The sequence below is a fragment of the Agrobacterium sp. LR_9 genome, assembly GCF_041954855.1.
GTDB classification, from domain to species: Bacteria; Pseudomonadota; Alphaproteobacteria; order Rhizobiales; family Rhizobiaceae; genus Agrobacterium; species Agrobacterium leguminum.
The window spans coordinates 137,049-159,624 of the sequence record NZ_JAVAYA010000010.1; the positions used below are offsets into that span (position 1 = coordinate 137,049).

Sequence of the window (22,576 nt, forward strand, 5' to 3'; positions counted from 1 at the left end):
ACATGTTTTTCAGTCCCGGCGCAGCCCCTGCATGGTTCTGGAGAATGGCGAGGTCGGCCGGATCAGGTCAATAATGTGTTTTCGTCAACCGATAGGAAATTCCTATCAAAAGCCATCGCCGCTGCGCGCTGACGCGCCTCATGAAGAAGCGCAGAAACGAGCGGGGTGTGCGGTTCACGATAGGTCGCGATCAGCCCCACCAGATGTTCCGCATCCGGCTCGGTAATCGGTATCATTCTGATCTGTTTTGGAAAACCGAATGATTCCGCTATGTTACGCGGCATTATTGAAGCCCATTGTCCGGTTCGGATATGCGAAAACAGCACAATCATGGAGTTGGACTCCAATGTCGGCTTCACCTCAACGCCCGCTTCCGCCATATGCTTGTTGATGATGCGACGGTTCTGCATATCCGAAGTCAATAGGCATAACCTAAGACCTGAAACCTGCTTCCAGGTAACGCTTTCCTGATCGGCGAGCGGCGTGCCGGCTGCTGCAATCAGGTGATATCGCTCCGAATAGAGCGGTACCGTGGTCACTCGGCCAAGAGGTTCATTGTCGAGATAGCTGATTCCCGCATCGATCTCGAGGTTTTCGATCTGGCTCAGGACCTGAAGCGAGGTGCGTGACGTCACGGAAAAGGTCACGTCGGGATGCCGCGCCTGAAAGGATTCCGTCAATCGCGGCACCATCGCAAGGGCCGTCGGAATGACCGCAAGGCGGATGTGGCCCGCCAGACCCTTGCGCGCCGCACGCATTTCCTCACGCATGGTGCGCGTATCGGCGACGATGCGACGCGCCCATTCGAGAACACGCTGGCCCTCCGGTGTCAGCCCCTGATAACGCGCCGCACGCACCACAAGAACGACACCAAGCTGGTCCTCCAGCTGCCGGATCGCGGCCGAGAGACTGGGTTGGGAAACGCCGCACTCCTCTGCCGCGCGGCCAAAATGCCCTGCGCGCGCCAATGCAATGAAAAATTCCAGCTTGTCGATCATGCGTCCTCCCGCGTCGCTCGCGACCCTGCGATGGTGCGAGCAGGAGAACACTAGAACGAGGCGGGGAAGCCCGCAAATGAATGCCGTTGTTTTCCTGAAACCGCACGGGGTGGCGAGACTGGATTCCATCAGGCACGGGCAGTCATGGCCGCGACGTTCGGTCAACCACTCCAACCGCACTGGACGCAGCTTTATCGCGGCATTGACCCATCCGTCGTTTCGCCTGACCTGCCGCACAGCGCCGGGAAACGAAACCAATCGTCATCGCCGCCGCGATGCCCTACCCTCTCATTTTCTCGAGTTTGCGGCGGCAGGCAAAAGGTATTCGGCGCTTCAGTCGCAGAAACCTTCACTCGCCAGTCGGCTTGATGAAGTCGCTCATCGCAGGCGCCTTGAGGACGAACTGGCGATCCGAGCTGATGTAATTATCGGCATGCAGGCGCGCGATGGGCTGATATCGGTCCGGATCGACATAACGCCCTTCCGCATCGAGACAATCCTTGTGGACATGCATGTGCACGACTTCGCCCAGAACAAGGGTACGGCGTGGATAATCGATCAGGCGCTCCACACGGCATTCGAAGGCGCAGGGCGATTCCGCCGCAAAGCTTGCATCGATCTTGCTGCAGGGCATGGCCGTCAGTCCGGCAATCGAAAGTTCATCGACCTCGCTCTCGAAACCCAGGCCGCAGACGAGCATCTGTTCGGACAGAGCCATATCGACCATGTTGATGACGAATTCGCCGGTGCGACGAATATTGGCCATCGTATCCTTCTCCTCGCCCGTCACACGCGGCTGGATGCCGAGAACAACGATCGGCGGATCATGGGAGAAAACGTTGAAAAAGCTCATCGGCGCGGCATTGTTGTGACCAGCGGCCGAGCGCGTCGTGACAAGCGCTATCGGCCGTGGACCGATAAAATTGGTCAGCAAACGATAACGGCTTTGCGGCTCAAGCGCGGTAAAATCGAATTCCATGGGAGTACCTGATTTATTGTATACAATAATATTTCATATTGCAGACAATTACTCAATTGCCCTCCTCACGGGATAGCCGATTTTGCTGTATCACATTTGCGAGCAAGGGAAGAGCAGCAAGCCTGCGCGCATTCTCCGACCAAATGGACGGAGCCGCCATCCACGTATCGACTATAAGCGCAAAAACTCCCCGGCCTGGAGGGGTCCGGGGAGTAAACCTGACATCATGTCAGGAACTTTGACTGGAGCTAGTGACTCACCCGTTCGGAAACGGGGTGGATCTGAGTTGTCTAACCCTACTATGCTTTTTGTAGACTATTAGAACGCGCGCTCGAGACGAACGAAACCGGTCCAGCTGTCGCCAGCACCACTGTCGCGACCTTCGCGGCCGTCGACGTCCTGATAGGTCACCGCAACCTTGGTGGAGAGACCAGACGTGATCTTGTAGCCAGCAGCGACGCCAGCGCGCCATGCATCGCGATCACCCGTGAACTTGCCGTCCTTACCGATATCCAGCGTACCGAAGTACTGGAAGCCGGGGGTGATGGTCAGCTTGTCGGTTGCTTTGATCGAATATTCGGCGGCCACGGTCCATTCCGATTCTTCGTAATATGCATTGGCACCCGATGCCCATGCGCCAGCAAGGCCGAACGTGCCCGGACCGAGGTCTGCCGTCAGGATTGCGCGGATTGCGCCATTCTCAGCATTGGTGTCGTAACCGCCGAGGACGTTGGCCTTAACAGCGCCGAACTTTCCGCCGATGATAGCGCTAATACCGACGTTGTTGTCGGTGGCGCTTTTTCCGTTGGCGGTGGTCCAGTTGCCTTGGGCTACGCCGAGGTTGTTTGTTTTGTTGATGGCGGTGTAACCACCGCTAACCCTTCCAGAGATTACTGTAGCTGCTAAATCAGCATCGTTGCCAGCGATAACGCCTTCGAGTTCTTCAACTGCAACACCAGCGTAGAACGAGCCGGCATCGTAGGTGTAACGGATAGCGTTCAGACGGGTCTTGTTGGAGCTGAGCTGGTCATATTCGCCAGCGAGACCATCATCCCACCAGTTGTAGTAGAAACCGACCTTGAGGCCGCTGAGCTCGATAAATGCCTGATCGACGACAACGCCGCGGCTGCTGTCTTGGTCGGCATCGCCACGGAAACCGATATAGCCGCGCAGAGCGCCCAGTTCGGTGTCGGTGCGGGTATCGATGTTGAACTGGGCGCGCGAGAAGCTGTCCCAATCCGAGTCGCCAGCCTTGCCGCGACCGAAGTCCGTCTGGAAACGTACGTAACCGTCGAACTTCAGGCAGGTTTCGGTGCCGGGGATGTAGAAGAAGCCGGTGCCGAAAGCGTCGCAGACGCGAACATATTCCATGGCTTCCGGCTCGGCAGCGACGATGGCGTCAGCGGCCTGTGCGCCGGATACTGCTGCGAGAGCCGCAGCGGAGCCGATAAGAAGGCTCTTGATGTTCATTTGTAATCTCCAGTCAAAAATTTTTCAACGAATGCGCAAATTTGAGGGCTGGTCTTTCCCTGCCGCCCGCTTCCCTGCGCTGATTCAGCAAATGACAGAAGTTGCCGCAGACTCGCAATTTAAATCGACAAAATACAAATACAGACAAAGTACACAATTCAATTTCGTAGTAAAATTACAACAATTTAATAGTTTAAAATATAATACTTCTTATTATTATTTCAAAATAATAGAATTTATTACTTTTAAATATTGCCTTAAATTTCTAAATTATAAGACACAAAAACAACAAACGCTCCCGTCCCGTCCGGATCAGGAGGCGTCAGCACGCGCGGGCATGGGGAAGCAAAGTGGTTTTCATCGAGGAAGAAGAAAGGATGCAGGCGACAAAACGTCCGCCCGGCCTCTCCCTGGAAGCCATATCTGGACGATCTGAAACAACCGGTCGCCCGAGGCAGCTTATAGGCGGTGTTCGGGTAAGCCGGTCGCGAATATCGTCGTCTTCGCCAGCATGTCTTCGATCGCCTCTGCCGGCACCGGGCGACTGAAGTAATAACCCTGACCGTAGGGGCAGCCGGCATCCCGTAGAAATGTCGCCTGCTCGCTGGCCTCCACACCTTCGGCAATGACATCGATGCCGAGAGATCCGGCAAGCTGGATCATGATCGAGACGATGGCGCTGTCCTTGGTCTTTTCCGGCAGATGGGTCAGGAACGAGCGGTCTATCTTCATGCACGAGAGCGGGAATGTCTTGAGCATGCCGAGACAGGAATAACCGATACCGAAATCATCCAGCGCCAGGCTGACACCCATCTGTTTGATGGCCCGCATGATCCGCACCGATGTTTCGACATCCTGAATGATGAGCGTCTCGGTGATTTCGATTTCCAGCAGGGATGGCGCAAGGCCAGTTTCCTTGAGCACCGACCTGATCTGCTGCACCAGCCCGCCCTGAAACTGCCGCGGAGAGATATTGACCGCCATTTTGACGGGCGACAGGCCGCCGGCGGCCCATGCCTGTGCCTGACGACAGGCCTTTTCGAGAATGCTTTCTCCGAGTTCGACGATCAGGCCGGTTTCTTCCGCAAGCCCGATGAACTCCGCAGGACCGAGCAGACCTTCCGTGGGGTGCTGCCAGCGCACCAGCGCCTCCACGCCGCTGATCCGGCCGCTGACAAGATCGACCTGCGGCTGGAAGTGCAGCACGAACTCGTCCCTCTTTACTGCCTTTCGCAATTCCTCGATGCGGGTGAACTTCTTTCTCAGATCATCCGCCATATTCGGGGTGAAGGTGGCAATGCTATCGCGCCCGGTATGTTTGGCCTCATACATGGCGAGATCGGCCGCCGCGACGATTTCCGCCGTGGTTTCCCCATGTTCCGGGAAAAAGGCCATGCCGATGCTGCAGGTGACCCTGATATCGTAATTGCCGATACGCAATGGCTGCGAGACAGCGGCGCGGATGCGCTGCAGGCGGTTTTCGACATCGTCCCTGCGCTCTTCAAGAATGATGACGAACTCGTCGCCGCCGACCCTGAGAACGAGATCGTTCTTCCGGAGGCTTTTCGCAATGCGCTCGGCGGTTTTCGACAGCAATGCGTCGCCGATGCTGTGGCCGAGCGTATCGTTGATCTGCTTGAAATTGTCGAGATCGAGAAAACCGATACCGACCCTTCGGTTCGCCTTTGCCGCCGCCGCCAGTATTTCCGGCAGTCTCGTATCGAGGAAACGGCGGTTCGGCAGCCGGGTCAGCATGTCGTGATCCGCCAGGAAGGCGATATGTTCCGCCGCCCTTTTGCGGTCGATCGCCAGCCCCGCCATGCGCGCCGCCGCACCTATGAACTCCACCAGCGCCGCATCCGGCTGGCGGCCGGCCAGCATGCACCAGACGAAACCATGCGCCTTGCCTTCGCTGGCGGGAATATCGAAACTGAAGGCCATGTGTTCTGCCGGATGGATAAGGCTCTCAGGATCGCTGACACTGGAGACAAGTGCGACCAGCCCCTCCTGCTGCGCAAGCGCCGGCGAGGCGTAAACGGAAGGTTCCCCTTCCGCCGCATCGAACACCCGCACCGCGCAGGCCAGTCCGGTCGCGAGATTTTCGATGGCCTTGACGAATTCCTCAAGAAAATCCTCGATACGCGCTGCCGCGACGATCATTTCCAGAATATGCGCCTGCGCCTGAAGCAGTCTTTCAGAGGCCTTTTTCTGGGTTATGTCCCGCGAGGCGCCGACCACGCCGATGATGTTGCCGGCCTTGTCCTTCAGCGGCACGCGCGACATCATGAGCCAGCGGTCGATATCCCCGCGCATGGCGCGCTCTTCGTAACCGAGATCCGGTTCGCCGGTGCGCATCACTCGCGCCTCGGTATCGGGAATGCCGGCACGCCGCGCCGCTTCGCCGTGAATATCGTAGTCGGTGAGCCCGATCAGTTGCTCGACCGTGTCAAAGCCGTTTTCGGTGACGATGGCGCGATTGGCAAAAAGAAAGCGCCCTTCCAGATCCTTGGCATAGATAAAATCCGGCACGTGGTCGATCATCGCTTCCAGAAGCGCGTGCCGGTCGGAAGGATTGCTGTTTTCGCTCATGTCACGAGTGGCGGACGGGGTGACATCGCGCTTTTTTCGCGACATCCGGTTTTCTTCGGGTGTCTTCGGGCCTTTGGAACGCACCTCTCCGCCTCATCATTTTATAAGGAAGCAGAATAGTAGGATTATACGTATTATATAAATATGAACAACGGCGGGAGATTGCCGGGAAACCCGCCTTTTGCAGCAGCCTCCCTGAAGCCCTGCCGGCTTGAATCAAAACGGCGCAACCGAAGCTGCGCCGTCAAGGCCACAGGCGGCAATTCGTTGACGGTCACACCACCGGTGTCGGCAGTTCTTTCCCGGCAAAATGGGCATCGAGATTGGCGAGAACGAGATCGGCCATGGCGCGCCGCGTCTGGTGCGTGCCGCTGCCGACATGCGGCGCGAGCGTGACATTGTCGAAGGCGAAAAGCGCTTCCGGCACACGCGGCTCATCCTCGAAGACATCCAGCGCAGCACCTGCGATCGTGCCGTTCGCAAGCGCTTCGACCAGCGCCTTTTCATCCACCAGCGAACCGCGCGCCACATTAACGAGCACACCCTGGGGCCCGAGAGCCTTCAGCACATCCGCATCGACGATATGGCGCGTTTCGGCAGTAGCGGCGGCGGCGATGATCAGCACGTCGCAATTGGCGGCAAGCGCCTCGATGCTGTCATAATAATCATAGGCGACATCGCGGCGGTTTCTGGCGGTGTAGGAAATGCGCGCATCGAAACCTTCCAGCCGCTTTGCGATTGCCTGACCGATGCGGCCGAGGCCGAAAATGCCGTAACGGCGGCCGGCCACGCGGGTGGAAAGCCCCATATCGCCCTTCAGCCATTGGCCGGTGCGCACATGCTGGTCGGCCTGCGGCAGCTTGCGTGCCTGCGCCAGAACGAGGCCGAGCGCGAGGTCGGCGACATCGGCGGTCAGCACGTCAGGCGTGTTGGAGACGCGGAAACCGCGCTGTTTCGCGTCAGTCAGATCGACCTTGTCGAAACCGACGCCGTTGATGGCGACAATTTCAAGATTGGGAAGTGCAGCGCCGATATCCGCCGGCAGGCCGATATGGCCGCCGGTGACGACGCCGCGGACTGAAGCACCCTTTTCAGCAAGGAACGCCGCCTTGTCAGCAGCCTCGAACAGGCGATGCACGGTGAAGCGCTCGGCGAGTTCGCCTTCCAGTGCCGGGATGAGCGGGCACAATTGCACGATTTCAGTGGTCATGAAGTTTCCTTTGCGCCGGTGAACTACTTCACATCGGCCTTGACGAATTGCCGGAGTTCCGGCGTTTGCGGGTTGGCGAAGAGTTCGGAAGAACGGCCCTGCTCCCAGATCTTGCCCTTGTGCATGAAGATGGTTTCGGTCGCCACGCGGCGCGCAAAGGCCATTTCGTGGGTGACGAGGATCATGGTCATGCCGTCTTTGGCGAGGTTTTCCATGACGGTCAGCACTTCCTCGGTGAGTTCTGGGTCGAGCGCCGAGGTCACCTCATCGAACAGCATCACCTTCGGCCGCATGGCGAGCGAGCGGGCAATCGCCACGCGCTGCTGCTGGCCGCCGGACAGCTGGTCCGGATAGGAATCGAATTTCTCCGAAAGGCCGACGAGTTGCAGAACCTCGCGGGCAATATCCTTCGTTTCCGATTTCGCCACGTCCTTGACGATGCGCGGCGCAAGCATGATGTTTTCGCCGACCGTCAGATGCGGGAAAAGGTTGTAGCTCTGGAACACGATGCCGACATCGGTGCGCAGCTTGCGCAGCGCCTTGGCATCTTCCCCGATGGCGTGACCGGCGATTTCGATACGGCCGGAATTGATCTTCTCCAGCCCGTTCATGCAGCGAAGCAGCGTGCTCTTGCCCGAACCCGAGCGGCCGATGAGGGCGAAGACTTCACCGCGGCCGACCGTCAGCGACACGCCTTTGAGGACTTCCAGAGCGCCAAAGCTCTTGTGAACGTTTTCAACGATTACTTCCGGCATGAAGCCTCCTTTCCAGCCAACGCGACAGCTGGGACAACGGGTAGCAGACGATGAAATAAAGCACGGCCACGGCGACGAAGACGCGGAACGGCTGGAACGTGGCATTGTTGATGAGCTGCCCCGCTCTCGCCAGTTCGACGAAACCGATGATCGATGCGATGGACGTATTCTTGACGACCTGAACGGCGAAACCGACGGTCGGCGGTAGCGAAATGCGGATAGCCTGCGGCAGGATGATGTAGCGATATTGCTGGGCGCGGGTCAGCGCCAGCGATTCCGACGCTTCCCATTGCTGCTTCGGCACCGCCTGGATGCAGCCGCGCCAGATTTCCGCGAGGTAACCCGATGTATAGATCGTCATCGAGGCGCCGGCGGCAAAGAGCGGCGGCAGTTCCAGCCCGGCAAGGCTGAGGCCGTAATAGGACAGGAACAGGATCATCAGCACCGGAATGCCCTGGATCACCTGGATATAAGTGCCGGCCGCAATGCGCAGCGCCTTGAAATTCGAGGTGCGGGCCAGCGCCACGAAGAAGCCGACGATGCCGCCGCCGATAAGCGCAATGATCGTCAGAAGCACGGTCCATTGCAGGGCGGTCAGCAGGAAGCCGAATTCGTTCCAGCCGAAAGTTCGAAGAGTCATGACTGCACCTCCGGCATGGCGGTCATCGTCTTACGGGCAACGCGACGGCCGAACAGCCACATGCCGACGAGGGCAAGGATGAGCCGCAGGCTGAGCGCCAGCGCAAGATAGATGAGCGTGACGACGATATAGACCTCGAAGGAGCGATAGGTCTGCGATTCCACGAAGGCTGCGGCAGCCGCAAGCTCATGGGTGGAAATGGCCGAACATATGCTCGATGCCAGCATCATCAGCACGAACTGGCTGCATAGTGAGGGATAGACTTTGGCGATGGCCGGCACGATGATGACGTGGCGATAGATCTGGTACTTGGTGAAGCCGAGCGCCTCGCCCGCCTCGATCTGCGATTTGTGCACCGCCTCGATGCCTGCACGGATGATTTCCGTCGAATAGGCCGCGAGGTTGATCGTCATGCCGATCAGCGCCGCCGTATCCGCCCCTACCCTGAAGCCGAGGCCCGGCAGGCCGAAATACACAATGAAAAGCTGCACGAGAAACGGCGTATTGCGGATGACTTCCACATAACCGTCCACGATGATGCGGACGATGCCGCCATTGATGGACCGCAGCGAGGCCAAAAGAATGCCGAAAGCGCAGCCGAGCACGATGGACAGGACAGACAGCTTGATCGTCAGCCATATCCCGTTCAGAATCTCGTTCTGATACTGGGCGAGCGCGCCGAATTGAAATGTATAGGACATGCGTCACTCCGTTGACATTTCCCGGGCCCGCCGAAAATCTTCCCGGCGGGCGCGTTGAAAGGCTCAATCAGAAGCTTGGCAATTGCGGCAGCGGACGGCCGGTCCACTTGACCGAGATGCGGTCGAGATCGCCGGACATCTTCATGAGGTAGATGGAGGTGTTCAGCCATTGGCGCAGCTCGAAGTCCTCAAGCTTGGTCGCCATGGAGTTGCCCTGCTGGAAGAAGGTGAAACCAACCTGCAGACCGGCTTCTGGACGCTGCTTGATGATCGCCTCACCAACCGTGGACGGCAAGGCGACAGCATCCACCTGACCGGCGAGCAGTGCCTGGGCGCTGGTGGAATCGTCTTCGTAAACGACGATTTCAAGACCTTCGACATTGGCCTTGCGCAGCGCGGTTTCCTGCGAGGAACCGCGATTGACCGAAACACGCTTGCCCTTGAGGCTGCCGAGATTTTCGAACTTCTGGTCCTTGCCGGAAATGATGTCCATGTTGAAGGCGCTGTAAGGCTGCGTGAACATCACGGTCTTGGCGCGCTCGCCGGTCGGCGCAAGCGTGGCAACAAGGAAATCGACCTTGCCGGTCTGAAGTGCGGGAATACGCGCAGGCGGCGTCAGCGGCACCAGTTCAACCGGCAGCGACAGATAAGAACCAATGAGATTGGCGACATCGACGTCGTAACCAGAGGGATTGCCTTTCTCATCCACCATGCCCATCGGCGGCGCACCGGTCAGAACACCAATCTTGACCTTGCCGCGCGCGGTGATCTCGCTGAGCGAGACGGCTTGGGCAGACGTGGTGGCGGCAAGCGTTGCTGCTGCAACACCGACGGCGACGGTCATGTTCTTCAGAAATCTGGATATGCTCATGGTTTCTCCTCCAACCTTATAGTGGCTGCCCAGAATGGAACAGCGGCCTTGCGCAAACCGGAAAATGTTCTCGATAACATTTTAACGCGATTGACTAAAAACTCCTCCCAAGAAACTGCGAAAGCACAAAACCAGATGAATTTCCCATGAAATTCAATGCTTTCGGCTGGTTATCGATTTTCCTCTGTTCGACACCGCTTCACGTTCTTGGCAGGATCAATAATGCATGTTATCGGTATCATTGCAAGTCCGATCTACAGAACTGTTTGGGTCGGCATTCATTCGGGAGGAAACATGTATACACGCTCGGCAATTTTCGAAGGCAGGATTCACCCCGGTCGGGAGGAGGAGTTTTTCCGCATCGTCGAGGAGAAATTGCTGCCGGTCTGGAAACGCATGCCGAATGCGCAGGCCGTGCGGGTGATGCGCACCGAGCGCACGGACCCGGACGCGGCCTCAATCATCATGGTGCAGGAAATCGACTATCCGTCGATGGAAGCAGTGGAGGAAGCGCTGGTTTCCCCCGTCCGGCTGGAAGGCCGGGTGCTGACGGATGAGATGATGAGCATGTGCGACGGGCGTTTTTACCATCTCGTCTATAGCCGCGTCGCATAAATCCGGTGCACGCCGCATCGATCTGCAATCATACGGCGTGCTTTCCCTTATTGTCTTCGTGTATGTCTTGTCCTGAACCGGTTCGAATTTAGGGAGACATGCTTTGGTGGAGCGCACGCCCTTGGCCGCAGCGTTAGTCACGTCAAAAAAAGCAACCATGAGCGATGTCTCGAAACTCGCGGGCGTCTCCAAGATGACCGTTTCGCGGGTGCTGGCCGATCCCGCCCTGGTGTCGGAAGAGACCCGCCAGAAGGTGATGAAAGCCATCGAGAAGCTGGGCTATGTGCCGGACCGCATCGCCGGTTCGCTCTCTTCCCGCCGCACCAATTTCATCACCGCCATCCTGCCGACGCTCACCAACTCCAACTTCGCCGATAGCGCACAGGGGCTTGCCAATGCGCTGCGCGCGGCCGATTACCAGTTGCTCATCGGCTACACCATGTACGATCTGCAGGAGGAAGAACGCGTCATCCGCACCATGATGGAGCGCCGCCCCGATGCCATCGTCGTCGCCGGCACGGTGCATACCAAGATGGCGAGCGAGGTGCTGATGCGCGCCGGTATCCCGATCGTGGAAATCTGGGATGTTCCCGAACACCCGATCGACCATGCGGTCGGTTTTTCCAACTACGAAGTGGGAAGAACTGCCGCCAAGCATCTGATATCGCTTGGCTTCAAGAAGATCGGTGCGCTCGGATCGAGGGCCGATGGCGATGTGAAGGACTGGCGCGGCGAAAGCCGCCTGCTCGGTTTTGGCGCGGCCCTGCGGGAAGCCGGCATTGCCGACGATCTCATCATCCGCGAAGGCAGCGCCCCGGTCTCCTATGACCATGGGGCAAAGACCCTCGGCTCGCTACTGGCCAAGGCCCCGGATGTCGAGGCCATCTTCGCCGTATCGGATATTTCCGCCGTCGGCGCACTGATGGAATGTCATCGACGGGGAATCAGTGTCCCGGACCGCATTTCCATCCTCGGCTTCGGCGACTTCGATATCGGCCGGCAATGTTACCCGGCGATTTCAACGATCCGCGTCGATGCCCAGATGATCGGCCGCAGGGCGGGCGAGTTGCTGCTTTCGATACTGGAGGCAGAAAAGGATGCCGTTGTTCCCGAAGGCGCAAGGGTGGATGTCGGCTTCGAGCTGATCGTGCGGGAGACGACGAAGCGGCTGGGTGGGTGATCCACTCTCTTCCCTCATTCCTGTGCTTGTCACAGGGATGAGGGAGAAGAGACGTGTCCTCCTTACCGCGCACCCCACGTATCCGTCAGACGATACCCTTCCGGCCACGGATCGGACGGGTCGAGCATGTGCTGGTGGATACCGGTGATCCAGCCGCGACCGGAGATTTCCGGCAGGATGGCTGGACGGTCGCCGACCGTTGTCGTTCCAAGAATACGGCCGGTGAAGGTAGAGCCGATCAGCGACACCGCCGTCAGGGTTTCGCCCTCCTTCATTTCGCCACGTGCATGCAGCACCGCCATGCGGGCCGAAAGTGCCGTGCCGGTCGGCGAACGGTCCACCTTGCCCGGCTGGATGGCGACGGCCGCCCCTGCCCGCAGGCCTTCGGCCGTGCGCTCCACCTTGCCCGCAAACAGGCAGAAGGAAAAATGCCGCCAGTCCGGGTTCTCGGGATGGTCGAAGCCCAAAGCCTTGTTGGCGGCATTGGTGATGCGCACGCCGAGGCGGGCAATCTCATGCGCCTCTTCCGGCTTCAGGCTAAAGCCCATAGCTTCGGCATCGACGACGACGAAGCTGTCGCCGCCATAGGCCGTGTCCACTTTCAGCGTACCGAGGCCTTCAACCTCGAGTTCGACATCGAGCTTTGCGGCAAAGCTGGGCAGGTTCTGCACGAAAATGCGCTCGGCCTTGCCGTTGCGGCATTCGGCGCGCACTTTCACCAGCCCGCCTGGCGCTTCCAGCAGCATATGGGTTTCCGGCTCCTGCATCGGTACGATGCCGCCATCCAGAAGTACGGTGGAAACGCAGATGGAGTTGGAGCCGGACATGGGCGGCGTGTCTTCCGGCTCCATGATGATGAAGGCGGCATCCGCATCGGGATGTTTCGGCGGCACCAGCAGGTTAACGTGCCGGAACACGCCGCCACGCGGCTCGTTGAGCACGAAATTGCGCAGGGTCTCATCGCGCGCGATGAAGCGGCTCTGCTCCCAGATCGTCTCGCCCGGCGGCGGCCTGACACCGCCGACGATCACGTCACCGACTTCCCCTTCCGCATGGGCGGAAATGACATGAACGGTCTTGATGCTGCGCATTCGAAACTCCTTAGGAAAGCCATGAAGGAAGAAGGGATGGAGCACGGCCGGTCAGCGCACTTTCCACGCAATCGGCAAGGCTGCCGAAGCGCACTGCGCGACCGCTGAGGCCGGGTCCGTAATGGGCGTATTTGCCGGAATTGGTCATCAGGGCACGGGTCTTCGTCGGGAAGACCGGCTCGGAAATGGAGCACCAGCAAAGATCAGGCAGCACCTGCACACCGCTGTCGTGCAGGCTTTGCAGGGTGCCGTCCAGCCCGGCCGCATCGATGACCTGCTGGCCGGCTGTGACGATGACGGCGACATCCGCGTGACGCCGGCGGCCTGCAAATTCAGCCGCAAGCGCGTGGCACTCCTCCAGCGAGGCGTGCGGACTGCCGATGGCGACAAGTTGCACCTCTTCCGGCCCTTCATTGAGAAGCGACCAGCCGGCGGCCATATCGGAGGGTGAGACAGTGACGATATCGGCCGTTTCAAGAGGCGGAAGACCGGCTTCCGGCGTTACGCCCTCTATATGAAGCATGGGCGCAGCGGATGTGGTGCCGAAAGCCGCGCAAAGCGCCTTTAGATCATCCCGTGACGGCTTCGCAGGGCCAAGGCCGCGCAGCAGCGGAATGCAATCCGGCGCGGCCTTGCCCGCCAGATAACCGACGAGCGGCCAGAAGGCATCATCCACACCCTGCGGCAAAGCCACATTGAGGATGCGCTGAGGACGGCGATTTTCCTCCAGATAGACGCCGGCAAGCGGCGCCCTGCCCGTCAGCGCGATGCAGAGATCGAGAAAATCCGGATGTTTCGCCGTGCGCGCGCCAAGCACCGTATTGGCGAAGATCACCGCGTTCGATTCGGCCCAGGCGATCATGTCGCCGGCCTGCGGCGCGCTGTCGAGCAGGTAAGGCGAACAGGTGAAAGTCGGGCGACAGCCCATGCGCACATAGGCATCCGCCAGCCTTGCGGCCGGGTCGCCGAAATCCTCCGGCATGCCCTGCGAACGCCAATGCGCCTTGTCCACCGAAATGGCGTTCATGGTCGTCGGCACCCGTACCTTCGCGCCCATCTCCGCCATTTTTTCCGCGAAGGTGAGATTGGCGGGGCTGGCATAGATGCAGCCATCAATATGGCCCTGCGTGACATCGACAAGCGCCGATGCCCCCTGCTGGGCGGCCATGGCGACGGTGATGCGCATGGCCTGCTGCACGGCGATGCCATCGCGTCCTTCGAGCTTGGCCCGGTCGTCATCCCCAAGATCGAGATGCGCCGTCGCCGGCGGGGTGATGGCAAGGGAAACGCCATCGGCTTCAATGGCCTTCTCATCGATACGGACATGAACGGCTTTGGAAAACCGGGCGAAATTTTCCGCGTCGAGGCGCAGCACCGGCAAAGGCTTGCCGAACATTTCCGCGGCGATCAGCGCGCCCAGCGTCAGCACGTCTTCGGCCTCGCAGAAGACCAGCGCCGAGGGCGCACGGCCCGTCAGGATAAGATCGAGCAAGACGCCCGAACCGGTGCAGGAGCCACGGCTGGTGGGCATGAACAGCACACCGCCGGTGAGACAGATGCCATGCAACGGGTGGTGCACGTCGATGACCCGGCCGGTGGCGGGATCGACCCCGCCCCAGAAACTCAGCGCTTCGGTCGTCGCAATCACGGGACCTTCGGCCGAACCGGCCAAAATGCTGCGGGCTTCAGGAACGGCTGCTGTCGAGAGGGAAGAAGACATCGGAAATCCCCGTCAGAAACGTTGCGGCGAAAATGCCCTTGTATCGATGGCGGGTTTTTGCCCCGTCAGAAGATCGGCGACGATGCGGGCCGTGCCCGCCGATTGCGTCAACCCCAGATGCCCGTGGCCGAAAGCGTAGACCACCCGCGCCGTGTGCCTTGCTTGGCCGATGGCCGGCAGGCTGTCCGGCAGCGAGGGGCGAAAGCCCATCCACTGCTTGCCGCCTTCGGTCTTCAGGCCCGGCAGGAAGGCTTTCGCCTTGGTGAGCAGCGCTTCGGAACGGGCGAAATTGGCCGGAAGCTCCAGTCCGCCCAATTCCACCGCGCCACCGACGCGGATGCCGGAGGAAAGCCGCGTGACGACGAAACCATGGCCGCCGAAGGTCACCTGCGTGCGCAGATCGAAGGCGCCAGACGGCAGGGTCGTATTATACCCCCGTTCGGTTTCCAGCGGAATTTTTTCCCCGAGCGAACGGGCGATGCGATGCGAAAAGGCGCCGGCCGCCAGCACCACCCTGGCGGCCTTGCGGGTGCGCCCATCATGGCTCACTACCTCGACACCGTCTTCCAGCGGCCTGAGCGAAGCGATATCGAGGCATTCGATACGGCCGCCAATGGTGCGGAAATGCTCGGCCAGCGCCAGCGTATAAAGCTTGGGGTCGGCGATGGAATACCAGCCGGGCGTGAACGTGCCGCAGGTGAAACGCGGCGCGATGCCGGGCTGTATCTCAGCCATCTGTTCGGCATTGAGATGCCGGAACTCGATGCCGTGCCGCTCGCGCGCCTTCCAGCCGGGAAGCGAGGCTTCGAATTCCACCTCGCTTTCATAGACCTGGAGGTTGCCCTCCTTGCGCAGCATGGCGATGGTATCGGTCTTTTTCAGGAACGGCTCCAGCTCGGCCTTGGCGAGATCCATCAGCGCGGTCTGGGCAGCGGTGGAATGCTCCACCTTCGAAGCGGCGCAGGCCCGCCAGAACCGGAACATCCACGGCGCAATTTTCAACGCGTAGGAAGGCGGCACGCTGAGCGGACCGAGCGGATCGAGCAGCCACTTCGGCGCCTTCCACAGAATGCCGGGCGATGCCAGCGGCAGGATATCGGTGAAGGCGAAGGCACCGGCATTGCCGGCGGACGCGCCCGCCGCCGGTCCCTCGCGGTCGATGACCGTGACCGAGAGGCCACGGCCCTGCGCCGCAATTGCCGCCGAGAGGCCGACGACGCCGGCCCCGATGACGATGACATCATTGGCTGGCATTACCGCACGCTCGCCAGGAATTTCTGCGTTTCAGCATGCTGCGGCGCGCCGAACAGCTGGTTCGGCGTGCCGATTTCCGCCATCACACCCTGATGGAAGAAGGCAACGCGATTCGAGACATCACGCGCGAAGGCCATTTCATGGGTGACGCAGATCATCGTCATGCCCTCATCCGCCAGCATCTTCAGCGTATCGAGCACTTCGCCCACCAGCATCGGGTCGAGCGCCGAGGTGACTTCGTCGAACAGCATATATTCCGGCGACATGGCAAGCGCACGGGCAATCGCCATACGCTGCTGCTGACCGCCCGACATGCGGTTCGGATAGACCTTCAGCTTTTCGGCAAGACCCACATGGGTCAATTGCTTTACCGCGATCTCCTCGGCCTGCTCCCTGGAAATCCCGAGCACCTTGCGCGGCGCCAGCATGACATTTTCAAGCACTGTCAGATGCGGAAACGCGTTCCACTGCTGGAAGACGATGCCGACCTTGCGGCGCAGCTTGTTGAGGTCCGTGGACTTCGCATGCACTTCCGTGCCGTCGATGACGATCTTGCCGCTATCGATCGGCTCCAGGCCGTTGATGCAGGTCAGCAACGTCGACTTGCCGGAACCGGAGCCGCCGATGATGGTGACCACCTCGCCCTTGTTGACGGTGAGGTTGATCCCTTTCAGAACCTCCAGCGGGCCGAAGGATTTGCGGACGTTTTCGATCTCAATCATTGGGGGACCACCGTCTTTCGAGATACCCGCCGAAACGGGCGATGGGGAAACTGATAAGGAAGTAGATGGCGCCGCAGATCATCAGGATCGTCAGCGGTTCCTGCAGGCGGGTGACGAGGATCTGCGAGGCGCGCAGAAGCTCGATGAGGCCGAGCCAGAGCACCAGGGCCGAATCCTTCATGACACCGAGCGTGAGCCCGATCCATGCGGGCAGCGACACGCGGGTGGCGAGCGGCAGCACGATGTAGCGCATGTCCTGCGACCAGGTCATGCCCAGCGAACGGCAGGCGCGGCGCGTATTCGACGGCACGGCATCGATGCCGCCGCGCACGATCTCGGTGCAATAGGCCGCCGTATAAAGCGACAGCACCACGCAGGAGGTGGTGAATGGCGGCCAGCCGAGCTTGGCGATCGACTGGAAGGCGTTGCCGAGCACGAGCTGGATGAGCAGCGGCACGGAACGGAAAATATCCAGCACGAAGGTCAGCGGCAGCGACCAATAGGGGCCGAACTGGACACGGATGATACCGAAGATGATCCCCATGATGGTGCCCGCCGTGACGGCGACGGCGGTGACGGCAAGCGTCATACCGGCACCCTTGGCCAGGAAGGCGAGATCACTCCAGGTGAGAGCGGTTTCAAACATGGCTCACCTCTCTCAATAACGGAACAGACGCGCTGCCAGCAGACGGGCGGCGAGCGTGACGATCTTGGCGATCACGTAATAGATGACCGCGGCGAGCGCGAAAAATTCGAAGGTGCGGAACGAGCGCGCATTGAGCGCCTGCGTGACGCCGGCGAGATCCGTATTCATGCCGACCGTGACGCCGAGCGAGGTCATGAGGATTGCCCAGACCATCTGGTTGGTGGCCGGCAGAAAGGCGACGCGCAGCATCTGTGGCAGGATGATAAGCCGGAAGGTTTGCATCGAGGTCATGCCGAGCGAACGGCCGGAGCGCGTCTGCGTATCGGGAATGGCCTTTAGCGCGCCGCGAAAATTTTCCGCGAGATAACCGGCGTTGTTGAAGGCTATACCGACCAGAAGCGCCGTATAGGGGCTGAGGTGAATGCCGAAATTGCCAAGGCCGAAATGGGCCATGTAAATCTGGAACAGCGCCGGCGTGTTGCGGGCGACTTCCACCCAGACGGCGGCGAAAGCGCCGAGAATGCGGTTGCCGGAGAGCCGGAACAGCGTCAGCACGATGGCGCAGGAAAGACCGATCACCATCGACAGAATGGCGATCTGCAGCGTCACCACCGCACCGTCCAGAAGCTGCGGCAGAGCCTTCAGCGCCTGATTCCAGTGGAATGTATAATTGAACATTAAGCGTCCCGCCTTTTCAGAAACGATCAACGGCGCGATCATCTTGACCGCGCCGTTTACGAAAAGTCCTGATCAGCGATAAACGCCGTTGACGGTGAGCGAAGGAACTTCGCCGCCAACCCATTTTTCATAGAGTTCGGCGTAACGGCCGGTGCGAACCTGCTGGTTGATGAAGAGGTTCAGGTAGTTGATGAAGCCGTATTCGTCACGGTTGGTGAAGAGCGCGACATAGTCAATGTCATAGGGCGCCTTGCCTACCACGGAGATGCCCGCGAACTTGCCGCCCTTGACGTTGGACTGCGCAACCGTCGAGGTGGAGACGGTGGCGTCGATCTGGCCCTGGCTGAGCGCGAGGAACACATCGGCCTGCGTCTGGTACGGACGGAATTCGCCAGTGCCCCATTCCTTGACCGTCTTTTCGAGCGCGATGGCTTCGAACGTGCCGGCAGTCGCGCCGACCGTCTTGCCCTTCATGTCCTCAAAGGACTTGATGCCCGACTTGTCGTTGGCGGTAACGGCCATTTCGAAAGCGAAGTAAGGCACGGTCATGCCGACCGTCTTGGCGCGCTCCAGCGTATCGGAGGTGGACGCAACGCCCACATCGACGCGGCCGGACATCAGCGCCGGAATACGCTCGGGGAACGGCGTTTCGACGATTTCAGCCGTGACGCCGAGCGCCTTGGCAAGATCGTTGCAATAATCGACATCGAAGCCGATCGGGTTGTTGGCGTCATCACGCGCGCCCATGGGCGGGAAATCGAGCACGACGGCGCAACGCAGCGTGCCGGACGAAATGATGTCGTCAAGTTTGTCGGCCTTGGCCGGCGTAATAGCGAAAGTGGCGGCCAGGAGGCCGGCGACGATGACCGATTTTTTCATTCTTTATTTGCTCCCACAATTGGTCTGCCCTTGAAGGCGCGGTCACTATTTCCCTATGGCGGCGATAAATCAACATAAAAATACAACGAGTATACAAAAAGAATTTTTGCATGTGCGAACTGATGAGGTATCGCGGATGATTACGCAAGCCAGCGCGGGGGGAGCGACAAGATGGGCGAGACATCCAGAATCCCTCCTTCCTGTACTTGTCACAGGAATCTGGCCAGCCCAAATCTTTGGGCTGAAAGAGGCTTTCCGACGCGCAGACGCTCCGACCGGATTTCTGTGACAAGCACAGGAATGACGGCTTAAGTTGTCTTCGCGTTTTGAGAGGGTCACCTTCTGCTCTGACTGAGCTTCATCGAAAAGACACGTTGCAATACTCACGCCTTTGTATACTTTATGTATTCAAAATGTGCGAGCCCTATCGGAGGACTATGATGAGCGACACGACCACTTTGACCATTGAGGCACTTTTCCAGCGGGTCGAGTCGATTTTTTTGAGGGCCGGGGTGAATGATGTACAGTCTGGAGCGCTGGCGCGGGTCATTACTGCCGGTGAGCGGGACGCCTGCAAGTCCCACGGCATCTACCGTATCGAAGGCGCGCTCCGCACCGTCAAGGCGGGCAAGGTGAAGCCCGACGCCATACCTGAAGTGGCTGAAGACGACGCCACGGCCATCGTCAAGGTCAATGCCCGTGGCGGCTTCGCCAACCCCGCCTTCGAACTTGGTCTGCCGGTTCTGGTGGAGCGAGCGAAACGTGCGGGGATCGCTGCACTCGTCATCAATGACTGCACGCATTTCTCGGCGCTCTGGCCGGAAGTCGAGGGCCTTACCTCGAATGGTCTCGCCGGGCTGGTCATGTGCCCGAGCTATTCCACCGTTGCGCCCACCGGCGGAACCAAGCCTCTGCTTGGCACCAACCCCTTTGCCTTCGGCTGGCCGCGCAAGGACACCTCCCCTTATGTCTTTGATTTCGCGACCTCGGTTGCGGCCCGAGGTGAAATAGAACTACACCGGCGGGCCGGAAAGCCCCTGCCAAAAGGCTGGGCTCTGGATGCCGACGGCAAGCCGACGACTGACCCGGAAGCGGCCCTTGCCGGCTCCATGCTGCCCTTTGGCGGCCACAAGGGATCGGCCATCGGCACGATGATCGAGCTTCTCGCCGGCATCATGATCGGCGATCTCACCAGCCCCGAAGCGCTCGAATTTCTCGGCACCACCACGCTTGCCCCGACCCATGGCGAGCTGATCGTCGCTTTTTCGCCTGAGGCCTTCGCCAAGGGGCGCCCCGGCGATCCTTTCCAGCGCGCGGAAGTGCTGTTCGACGCCATCATCGGCCAGGGCGCCCGCCTGCCCTCGGGCCGCCGCTTCACTGCACGCGCGAAGTCCGAAAGCGAAGGCATTACCCTCACCGCCGCCGAAATGGCCGGGCTCGACCGGCTGTTGGAAAAGGGGCTGGACGCGGTTTCCTGACCGCGTTTGGATGTGGAAATAAAAAAAGCCCGCAATCGCGGGCTTTCTCATAACGACAGCGTCACTCAGCTTTCTTTGCGACTGCATAGCATCCCCGCTCCGTCACCCCGGACTAGATCCGGGGTCCAGCGCGATCAAGTCCTTGATCGCGGAAGAGTCCTTTCACGGCGCAGACGCGCCGTGGCTGGATGCCGGATCTAGTCCGGCATGACGGAAAAGAGACATCAAATCTCATAAATGCAAAAAAGGCCCGCAGTTGCGGGCCTTTTGTTTTCACGTCAGCGACTGATCAGGCAGCCTTGCAGGCCTGAACGGCGCCGGGAAGCTTGCTCCAGTCGGCATACCAGCTGTTGAACAGCTTGAACTGCGCCTCGACATAACCGCGCTGGCTGTCGGTCAGGGCGTCGGTTTCGTTGAAGTGCAGCGTGTATTCCTTGTCGCCCTTCAGCACCATCATGTGCTTGAAATAGAGAACCAGATCCGGGCCTTCATCGAAGGACGAGAGAACGGCGAGCGCCTGTTCCAGCTCCAGCGCGCGGGCGCGGGCATCTGCATCGCCCTTGGCGGCGGCCTGCGACAGCTTGCAGAGATGAATGACTTCCTTCGGCAGAACATTGCCGATGCCGGTGATGGCGCCGGTGGCGCCGCAATTGACGAAGCCGTGGAAGACGGCGGTATCGACGCCGATCATCAGGGTGACGTCGTCATCGCGGCTGGTGATGTTTTCAGCGGCGTAACGCATATCGGCCGGGCCGCCGAATTCCTTGAAGCCGACGAGGTTCTTGTGCTCGGCGCGCAGCGCGAAAAAGAGATCGGCGCGGGTAGCGAAGCCGTAATAGGGGCTGTTGTAGATGACGGCCGGGATTTCCGGTGCGGCCGAGAGGATGGCCTTGAAGTGGGCCTTCTGGGCGGCGATGACCGAACCGCGCGACAGGACGCGCGGAATGACCATCAGGCCCTTGGCGCCAACCTTCTGGGCGTGAGCGGCATGGGCAACGGCAGAGGCCGTGTTGACCGCGCCGGTGCCGACGATAACCGGAATGCCGGCTTTCACCAGGCGCTCCACGCCTTCCATGCGCTGCTCGTCCGTCAGGAGCGGCCAGTCGCCCATGGAGCCGCAATAAACGACGGCCGACATGCCATCGGCGATCAGTTCCTTGCCCTTGCGAACAAGCGCATCGAAATCAGGGGTGCGATCATCCTTGCAGGGGGTCATCAAGGCGGGAATCACGCCGGAAAAAATGCTGGCCGTCATTTCAAGCTCCTAAGGGACATGTTTTTCAGGAATGGACGCACCTCCGCGCCACCCTTTCGACAAGGACATTACAATCTTGTATTTTATTTGTCGACAAGAAATCGACAAGCTACAGATTTATTTCCAGACGCTCGTTTCGCACCAGTAGTTTCTGCACCTGCCGCACGATCTGTTCGGCATGCTCGCGGGCCAGTTTCTCGGAAAGAACGGTATCGCGCGCAGCGATAGCAGCGATGATCTCATCATGATCGTCGACGAAGCGCTTCGGCAAACGATCGTCATAGGACTGATAATAAAGCCTGAGAATGCGTCGCCCCTCGTCCAGTAGCCGCTTGAACAGGCTGGTGAAATAGGGGTTACGCCCGGCTTCGGCGATGGAAAGGTGAAGGGCGGCATTGGTGGAAATCATCGCCAGCGCATCCTGCTCCTCCACCGCAATGGCGAATTCCGCATTATGGGCGCGGATGCCGGCCAGATCCTCCGGGCGGTGATATTGCGCGGCAAGCTGCGTCGTTACCCGATACATCAGCACCAGCGCATCGAAATAGGTGTGCATGTTGAGGAAATCGATATTCGACACCATGGTCGAACGGTTTGGCAGCGTATCGATCAGCCCCTCACCCGAAAGCCGCACCAGCGCCTCGCGGATCGGCGTGCGCGACATCTTGAATCTTTCGGCAAGTTGCACCTCATCGATGGGGCTGCCCGGCGGCAGAACCAGATCGAGAATCTCGTCGCGCAGCAGATCATAGACCATCTTCACGCCGGAGCCGCGCTTGCGCTCGGCAGAAGCAATTATATCCGTCATCATCAAATCCCTCTTGTCGACATAAAGAGTACTATTA

General features: G+C 59.7%; 22 protein-coding genes. 4 read left to right on the forward strand and 18 right to left on the reverse strand.

Annotated elements, in window-relative coordinates:
- Positions 1 to 62 precede the first annotated feature (62 nt).
- The 3 genes from RAC79_RS13860 to RAC79_RS13870 all read right to left on the reverse strand — a co-directional run bounded on the left by RAC79_RS13860 (position 63) and on the right by RAC79_RS13870 (position 3,447).
- Complete coding sequence (locus tag RAC79_RS13860; protein WP_003521693.1) at positions 63 to 998, reverse strand: LysR family transcriptional regulator; 936 nt, start codon at positions 996 to 998, stop codon at positions 63 to 65.
- Between the two features lie 349 nt (positions 999 to 1,347).
- On the reverse strand, positions 1,348 to 1,977 hold the full coding sequence (locus RAC79_RS13865; protein WP_078053892.1) for a flavin reductase family protein: 630 nt from the start codon (positions 1,975 to 1,977) through the stop codon (positions 1,348 to 1,350).
- 318 nt (positions 1,978 to 2,295) lie between these two features.
- On the reverse strand, positions 2,296 to 3,447 hold the full coding sequence (locus RAC79_RS13870; RefSeq protein WP_374997161.1) for a porin: 1,152 nt from the start codon (positions 3,445 to 3,447) through the stop codon (positions 2,296 to 2,298).
- Here RAC79_RS13870 and RAC79_RS13875 point away from each other — a divergent pair.
- Positions 3,440 to 3,883, forward strand: a complete 444-nt coding sequence (locus tag RAC79_RS13875; protein WP_143240761.1) for a hypothetical protein — start codon at positions 3,440 to 3,442, stop codon at positions 3,881 to 3,883. The two genes, RAC79_RS13870 and RAC79_RS13875, sit on opposite strands and share 8 nt — an antisense overlap.
- Positions 3,884 to 3,906: 23 nt before the next feature.
- Here RAC79_RS13875 and RAC79_RS13880 read toward each other — a convergent pair whose 3' ends face one another.
- The 6 genes from RAC79_RS13880 to RAC79_RS13905 all read right to left on the reverse strand — a co-directional run bounded on the left by RAC79_RS13880 (position 3,907) and on the right by RAC79_RS13905 (position 10,213).
- Positions 3,907 to 6,081 carry a bifunctional diguanylate cyclase/phosphodiesterase gene (locus RAC79_RS13880; RefSeq protein WP_174000733.1) on the reverse strand — a complete coding sequence of 725 codons (2,175 nt, stop codon included), beginning with the start codon at positions 6,079 to 6,081 and terminating at the stop codon, positions 3,907 to 3,909.
- A gap of 229 nt (positions 6,082 to 6,310) precedes the next feature.
- Positions 6,311 to 7,246 (reverse strand): 2-hydroxyacid dehydrogenase, encoded by a 936-nt coding sequence (locus tag RAC79_RS13885; RefSeq protein WP_374997162.1) that lies wholly within the window; start codon positions 7,244 to 7,246, stop codon positions 6,311 to 6,313.
- 23 nt (positions 7,247 to 7,269) lie between these two features.
- Positions 7,270 to 8,001: an amino acid ABC transporter ATP-binding protein gene (locus RAC79_RS13890; protein WP_003521699.1), complete on the reverse strand. Its 732-nt coding sequence runs from the start codon at positions 7,999 to 8,001 to the stop codon at positions 7,270 to 7,272.
- Positions 7,982 to 8,641, reverse strand: a complete 660-nt coding sequence (locus tag RAC79_RS13895) for an amino acid ABC transporter permease (RefSeq protein WP_374997163.1) — start codon at positions 8,639 to 8,641, stop codon at positions 7,982 to 7,984. Before RAC79_RS13895 ends, RAC79_RS13890 begins: the two co-directional genes overlap by 20 nt.
- Positions 8,638 to 9,342, reverse strand: coding sequence for an amino acid ABC transporter permease (locus RAC79_RS13900; protein WP_003505665.1), 705 nt, complete (start codon positions 9,340 to 9,342; stop codon positions 8,638 to 8,640). The genes RAC79_RS13895 and RAC79_RS13900 overlap by 4 nt, the downstream gene beginning before the upstream one ends.
- Positions 9,343 to 9,409: 67 nt before the next feature.
- Positions 9,410 to 10,213 (reverse strand): transporter substrate-binding domain-containing protein, encoded by an 804-nt coding sequence (locus tag RAC79_RS13905; RefSeq protein WP_220317878.1) that lies wholly within the window; start codon positions 10,211 to 10,213, stop codon positions 9,410 to 9,412.
- 294 nt (positions 10,214 to 10,507) lie between these two features.
- Between RAC79_RS13905 and RAC79_RS13910 the strand changes: the two genes are divergently transcribed.
- Positions 10,508 to 10,828, forward strand: a complete 321-nt coding sequence (locus RAC79_RS13910; protein WP_003505663.1) for a hypothetical protein — start codon at positions 10,508 to 10,510, stop codon at positions 10,826 to 10,828.
- A gap of 157 nt (positions 10,829 to 10,985) precedes the next feature.
- Entirely contained in the window at positions 10,986 to 12,008 is a 1,023-nt protein-coding gene (locus RAC79_RS13915) for a LacI family DNA-binding transcriptional regulator (protein ID WP_174037898.1), read from the forward strand.
- A 62-nt stretch (positions 12,009 to 12,070) separates the two neighbouring features.
- Here RAC79_RS13915 and RAC79_RS13920 read toward each other — a convergent pair whose 3' ends face one another.
- From RAC79_RS13920 to RAC79_RS13950, 7 genes are all read right to left on the reverse strand, one after another.
- Positions 12,071 to 13,099 carry a proline racemase family protein gene (locus RAC79_RS13920; RefSeq protein ID WP_078053896.1) on the reverse strand — a complete coding sequence of 343 codons (1,029 nt, stop codon included), beginning with the start codon at positions 13,097 to 13,099 and terminating at the stop codon, positions 12,071 to 12,073.
- 10 nt (positions 13,100 to 13,109) lie between these two features.
- Positions 13,110 to 14,819 carry an aconitase X gene (locus RAC79_RS13925; RefSeq protein WP_078053897.1) on the reverse strand — a complete coding sequence of 570 codons (1,710 nt, stop codon included), beginning with the start codon at positions 14,817 to 14,819 and terminating at the stop codon, positions 13,110 to 13,112.
- Between the two features lie 12 nt (positions 14,820 to 14,831).
- Entirely contained in the window at positions 14,832 to 16,073 is a 1,242-nt protein-coding gene (locus RAC79_RS13930; protein ID WP_078053898.1) for an FAD-binding oxidoreductase, read from the reverse strand.
- On the reverse strand, positions 16,073 to 16,795 hold the full coding sequence (locus tag RAC79_RS13935) for an amino acid ABC transporter ATP-binding protein (RefSeq protein WP_078053899.1): 723 nt from the start codon (positions 16,793 to 16,795) through the stop codon (positions 16,073 to 16,075). The genes RAC79_RS13930 and RAC79_RS13935 overlap by 1 nt, the downstream gene beginning before the upstream one ends.
- The gene (locus RAC79_RS13940) at positions 16,788 to 17,441 is read right to left on the reverse strand and encodes an amino acid ABC transporter permease (RefSeq protein ID WP_078053900.1); all 654 of its coding nucleotides are present in this window, start codon (positions 17,439 to 17,441) and stop codon (positions 16,788 to 16,790) included. Before RAC79_RS13940 ends, RAC79_RS13935 begins: the two co-directional genes overlap by 8 nt.
- A gap of 12 nt (positions 17,442 to 17,453) precedes the next feature.
- Entirely contained in the window at positions 17,454 to 18,119 is a 666-nt protein-coding gene (locus RAC79_RS13945; RefSeq protein WP_078053901.1) for an amino acid ABC transporter permease, read from the reverse strand.
- Between the two features lie 72 nt (positions 18,120 to 18,191).
- Positions 18,192 to 18,998 carry a transporter substrate-binding domain-containing protein gene (locus tag RAC79_RS13950; RefSeq protein ID WP_003521709.1) on the reverse strand — a complete coding sequence of 269 codons (807 nt, stop codon included), beginning with the start codon at positions 18,996 to 18,998 and terminating at the stop codon, positions 18,192 to 18,194.
- Positions 18,999 to 19,438: 440 nt separating this feature from the next.
- Here RAC79_RS13950 and RAC79_RS13955 point away from each other — a divergent pair, with 440 nt between their 5' ends.
- On the forward strand, positions 19,439 to 20,476 hold the full coding sequence (locus RAC79_RS13955; RefSeq protein WP_374997164.1) for an Ldh family oxidoreductase: 1,038 nt from the start codon (positions 19,439 to 19,441) through the stop codon (positions 20,474 to 20,476).
- A 289-nt stretch (positions 20,477 to 20,765) separates the two neighbouring features.
- On the opposite strand, the gene RAC79_RS13960 is transcribed toward RAC79_RS13955, so the two are convergent.
- Both RAC79_RS13960 and RAC79_RS13965 read right to left on the reverse strand, forming a co-directional pair.
- On the reverse strand, positions 20,766 to 21,731 hold the full coding sequence (locus RAC79_RS13960) for a dihydrodipicolinate synthase family protein (RefSeq protein ID WP_003521712.1): 966 nt from the start codon (positions 21,729 to 21,731) through the stop codon (positions 20,766 to 20,768).
- A 109-nt stretch (positions 21,732 to 21,840) separates the two neighbouring features.
- Entirely contained in the window at positions 21,841 to 22,539 is a 699-nt protein-coding gene (locus tag RAC79_RS13965) for a GntR family transcriptional regulator (protein WP_031234148.1), read from the reverse strand.
- Between the last annotated feature and the right edge of the window lie 37 nt (positions 22,540 to 22,576).

Coding starts and splice junctions, on each gene's coding strand:
- RAC79_RS13860 (WP_003521693.1), bottom strand. CDS start 998: ATGATCGACAAGCTGGAATTTTTCATTGCATTGGCGCGCGCAGGGCAT.
- RAC79_RS13865 (WP_078053892.1), bottom strand. CDS start 1,977: ATGGAATTCGATTTTACCGCGCTTGAGCCGCAAAGCCGTTATCGTTTG.
- RAC79_RS13875 (WP_143240761.1), top strand. CDS start 3,440: ATGTTCATTTGTAATCTCCAGTCAAAAATTTTTCAACGAATGCGCAAA.
- RAC79_RS13870 (WP_374997161.1), bottom strand. CDS start 3,447: ATGAACATCAAGAGCCTTCTTATCGGCTCCGCTGCGGCTCTCGCAGCA.
- RAC79_RS13880 (WP_174000733.1), bottom strand. CDS start 6,081: ATGTCGCGAAAAAAGCGCGATGTCACCCCGTCCGCCACTCGTGACATG.
- RAC79_RS13885 (WP_374997162.1), bottom strand. CDS start 7,246: ATGACCACTGAAATCGTGCAATTGTGCCCGCTCATCCCGGCACTGGAA.
- RAC79_RS13890 (WP_003521699.1), bottom strand. CDS start 8,001: ATGCCGGAAGTAATCGTTGAAAACGTTCACAAGAGCTTTGGCGCTCTG.
- RAC79_RS13895 (WP_374997163.1), bottom strand. CDS start 8,641: ATGACTCTTCGAACTTTCGGCTGGAACGAATTCGGCTTCCTGCTGACC.
- RAC79_RS13900 (WP_003505665.1), bottom strand. CDS start 9,342: ATGTCCTATACATTTCAATTCGGCGCGCTCGCCCAGTATCAGAACGAG.
- RAC79_RS13905 (WP_220317878.1), bottom strand. CDS start 10,213: ATGAGCATATCCAGATTTCTGAAGAACATGACCGTCGCCGTCGGTGTT.
- RAC79_RS13910 (WP_003505663.1), top strand. CDS start 10,508: ATGTATACACGCTCGGCAATTTTCGAAGGCAGGATTCACCCCGGTCGG.
- RAC79_RS13915 (WP_174037898.1), top strand. CDS start 10,986: ATGAGCGATGTCTCGAAACTCGCGGGCGTCTCCAAGATGACCGTTTCG.
- RAC79_RS13920 (WP_078053896.1), bottom strand. CDS start 13,099: ATGCGCAGCATCAAGACCGTTCATGTCATTTCCGCCCATGCGGAAGGG.
- RAC79_RS13925 (WP_078053897.1), bottom strand. CDS start 14,819: ATGTCTTCTTCCCTCTCGACAGCAGCCGTTCCTGAAGCCCGCAGCATT.
- RAC79_RS13930 (WP_078053898.1), bottom strand. CDS start 16,073: ATGCCAGCCAATGATGTCATCGTCATCGGGGCCGGCGTCGTCGGCCTC.
- RAC79_RS13935 (WP_078053899.1), bottom strand. CDS start 16,795: ATGATTGAGATCGAAAACGTCCGCAAATCCTTCGGCCCGCTGGAGGTT.
- RAC79_RS13940 (WP_078053900.1), bottom strand. CDS start 17,441: ATGTTTGAAACCGCTCTCACCTGGAGTGATCTCGCCTTCCTGGCCAAG.
- RAC79_RS13945 (WP_078053901.1), bottom strand. CDS start 18,119: ATGTTCAATTATACATTCCACTGGAATCAGGCGCTGAAGGCTCTGCCG.
- RAC79_RS13950 (WP_003521709.1), bottom strand. CDS start 18,998: ATGAAAAAATCGGTCATCGTCGCCGGCCTCCTGGCCGCCACTTTCGCT.
- RAC79_RS13955 (WP_374997164.1), top strand. CDS start 19,439: ATGAGCGACACGACCACTTTGACCATTGAGGCACTTTTCCAGCGGGTC.
- RAC79_RS13960 (WP_003521712.1), bottom strand. CDS start 21,731: ATGACGGCCAGCATTTTTTCCGGCGTGATTCCCGCCTTGATGACCCCC.
- RAC79_RS13965 (WP_031234148.1), bottom strand. CDS start 22,539: ATGACGGATATAATTGCTTCTGCCGAGCGCAAGCGCGGCTCCGGCGTG.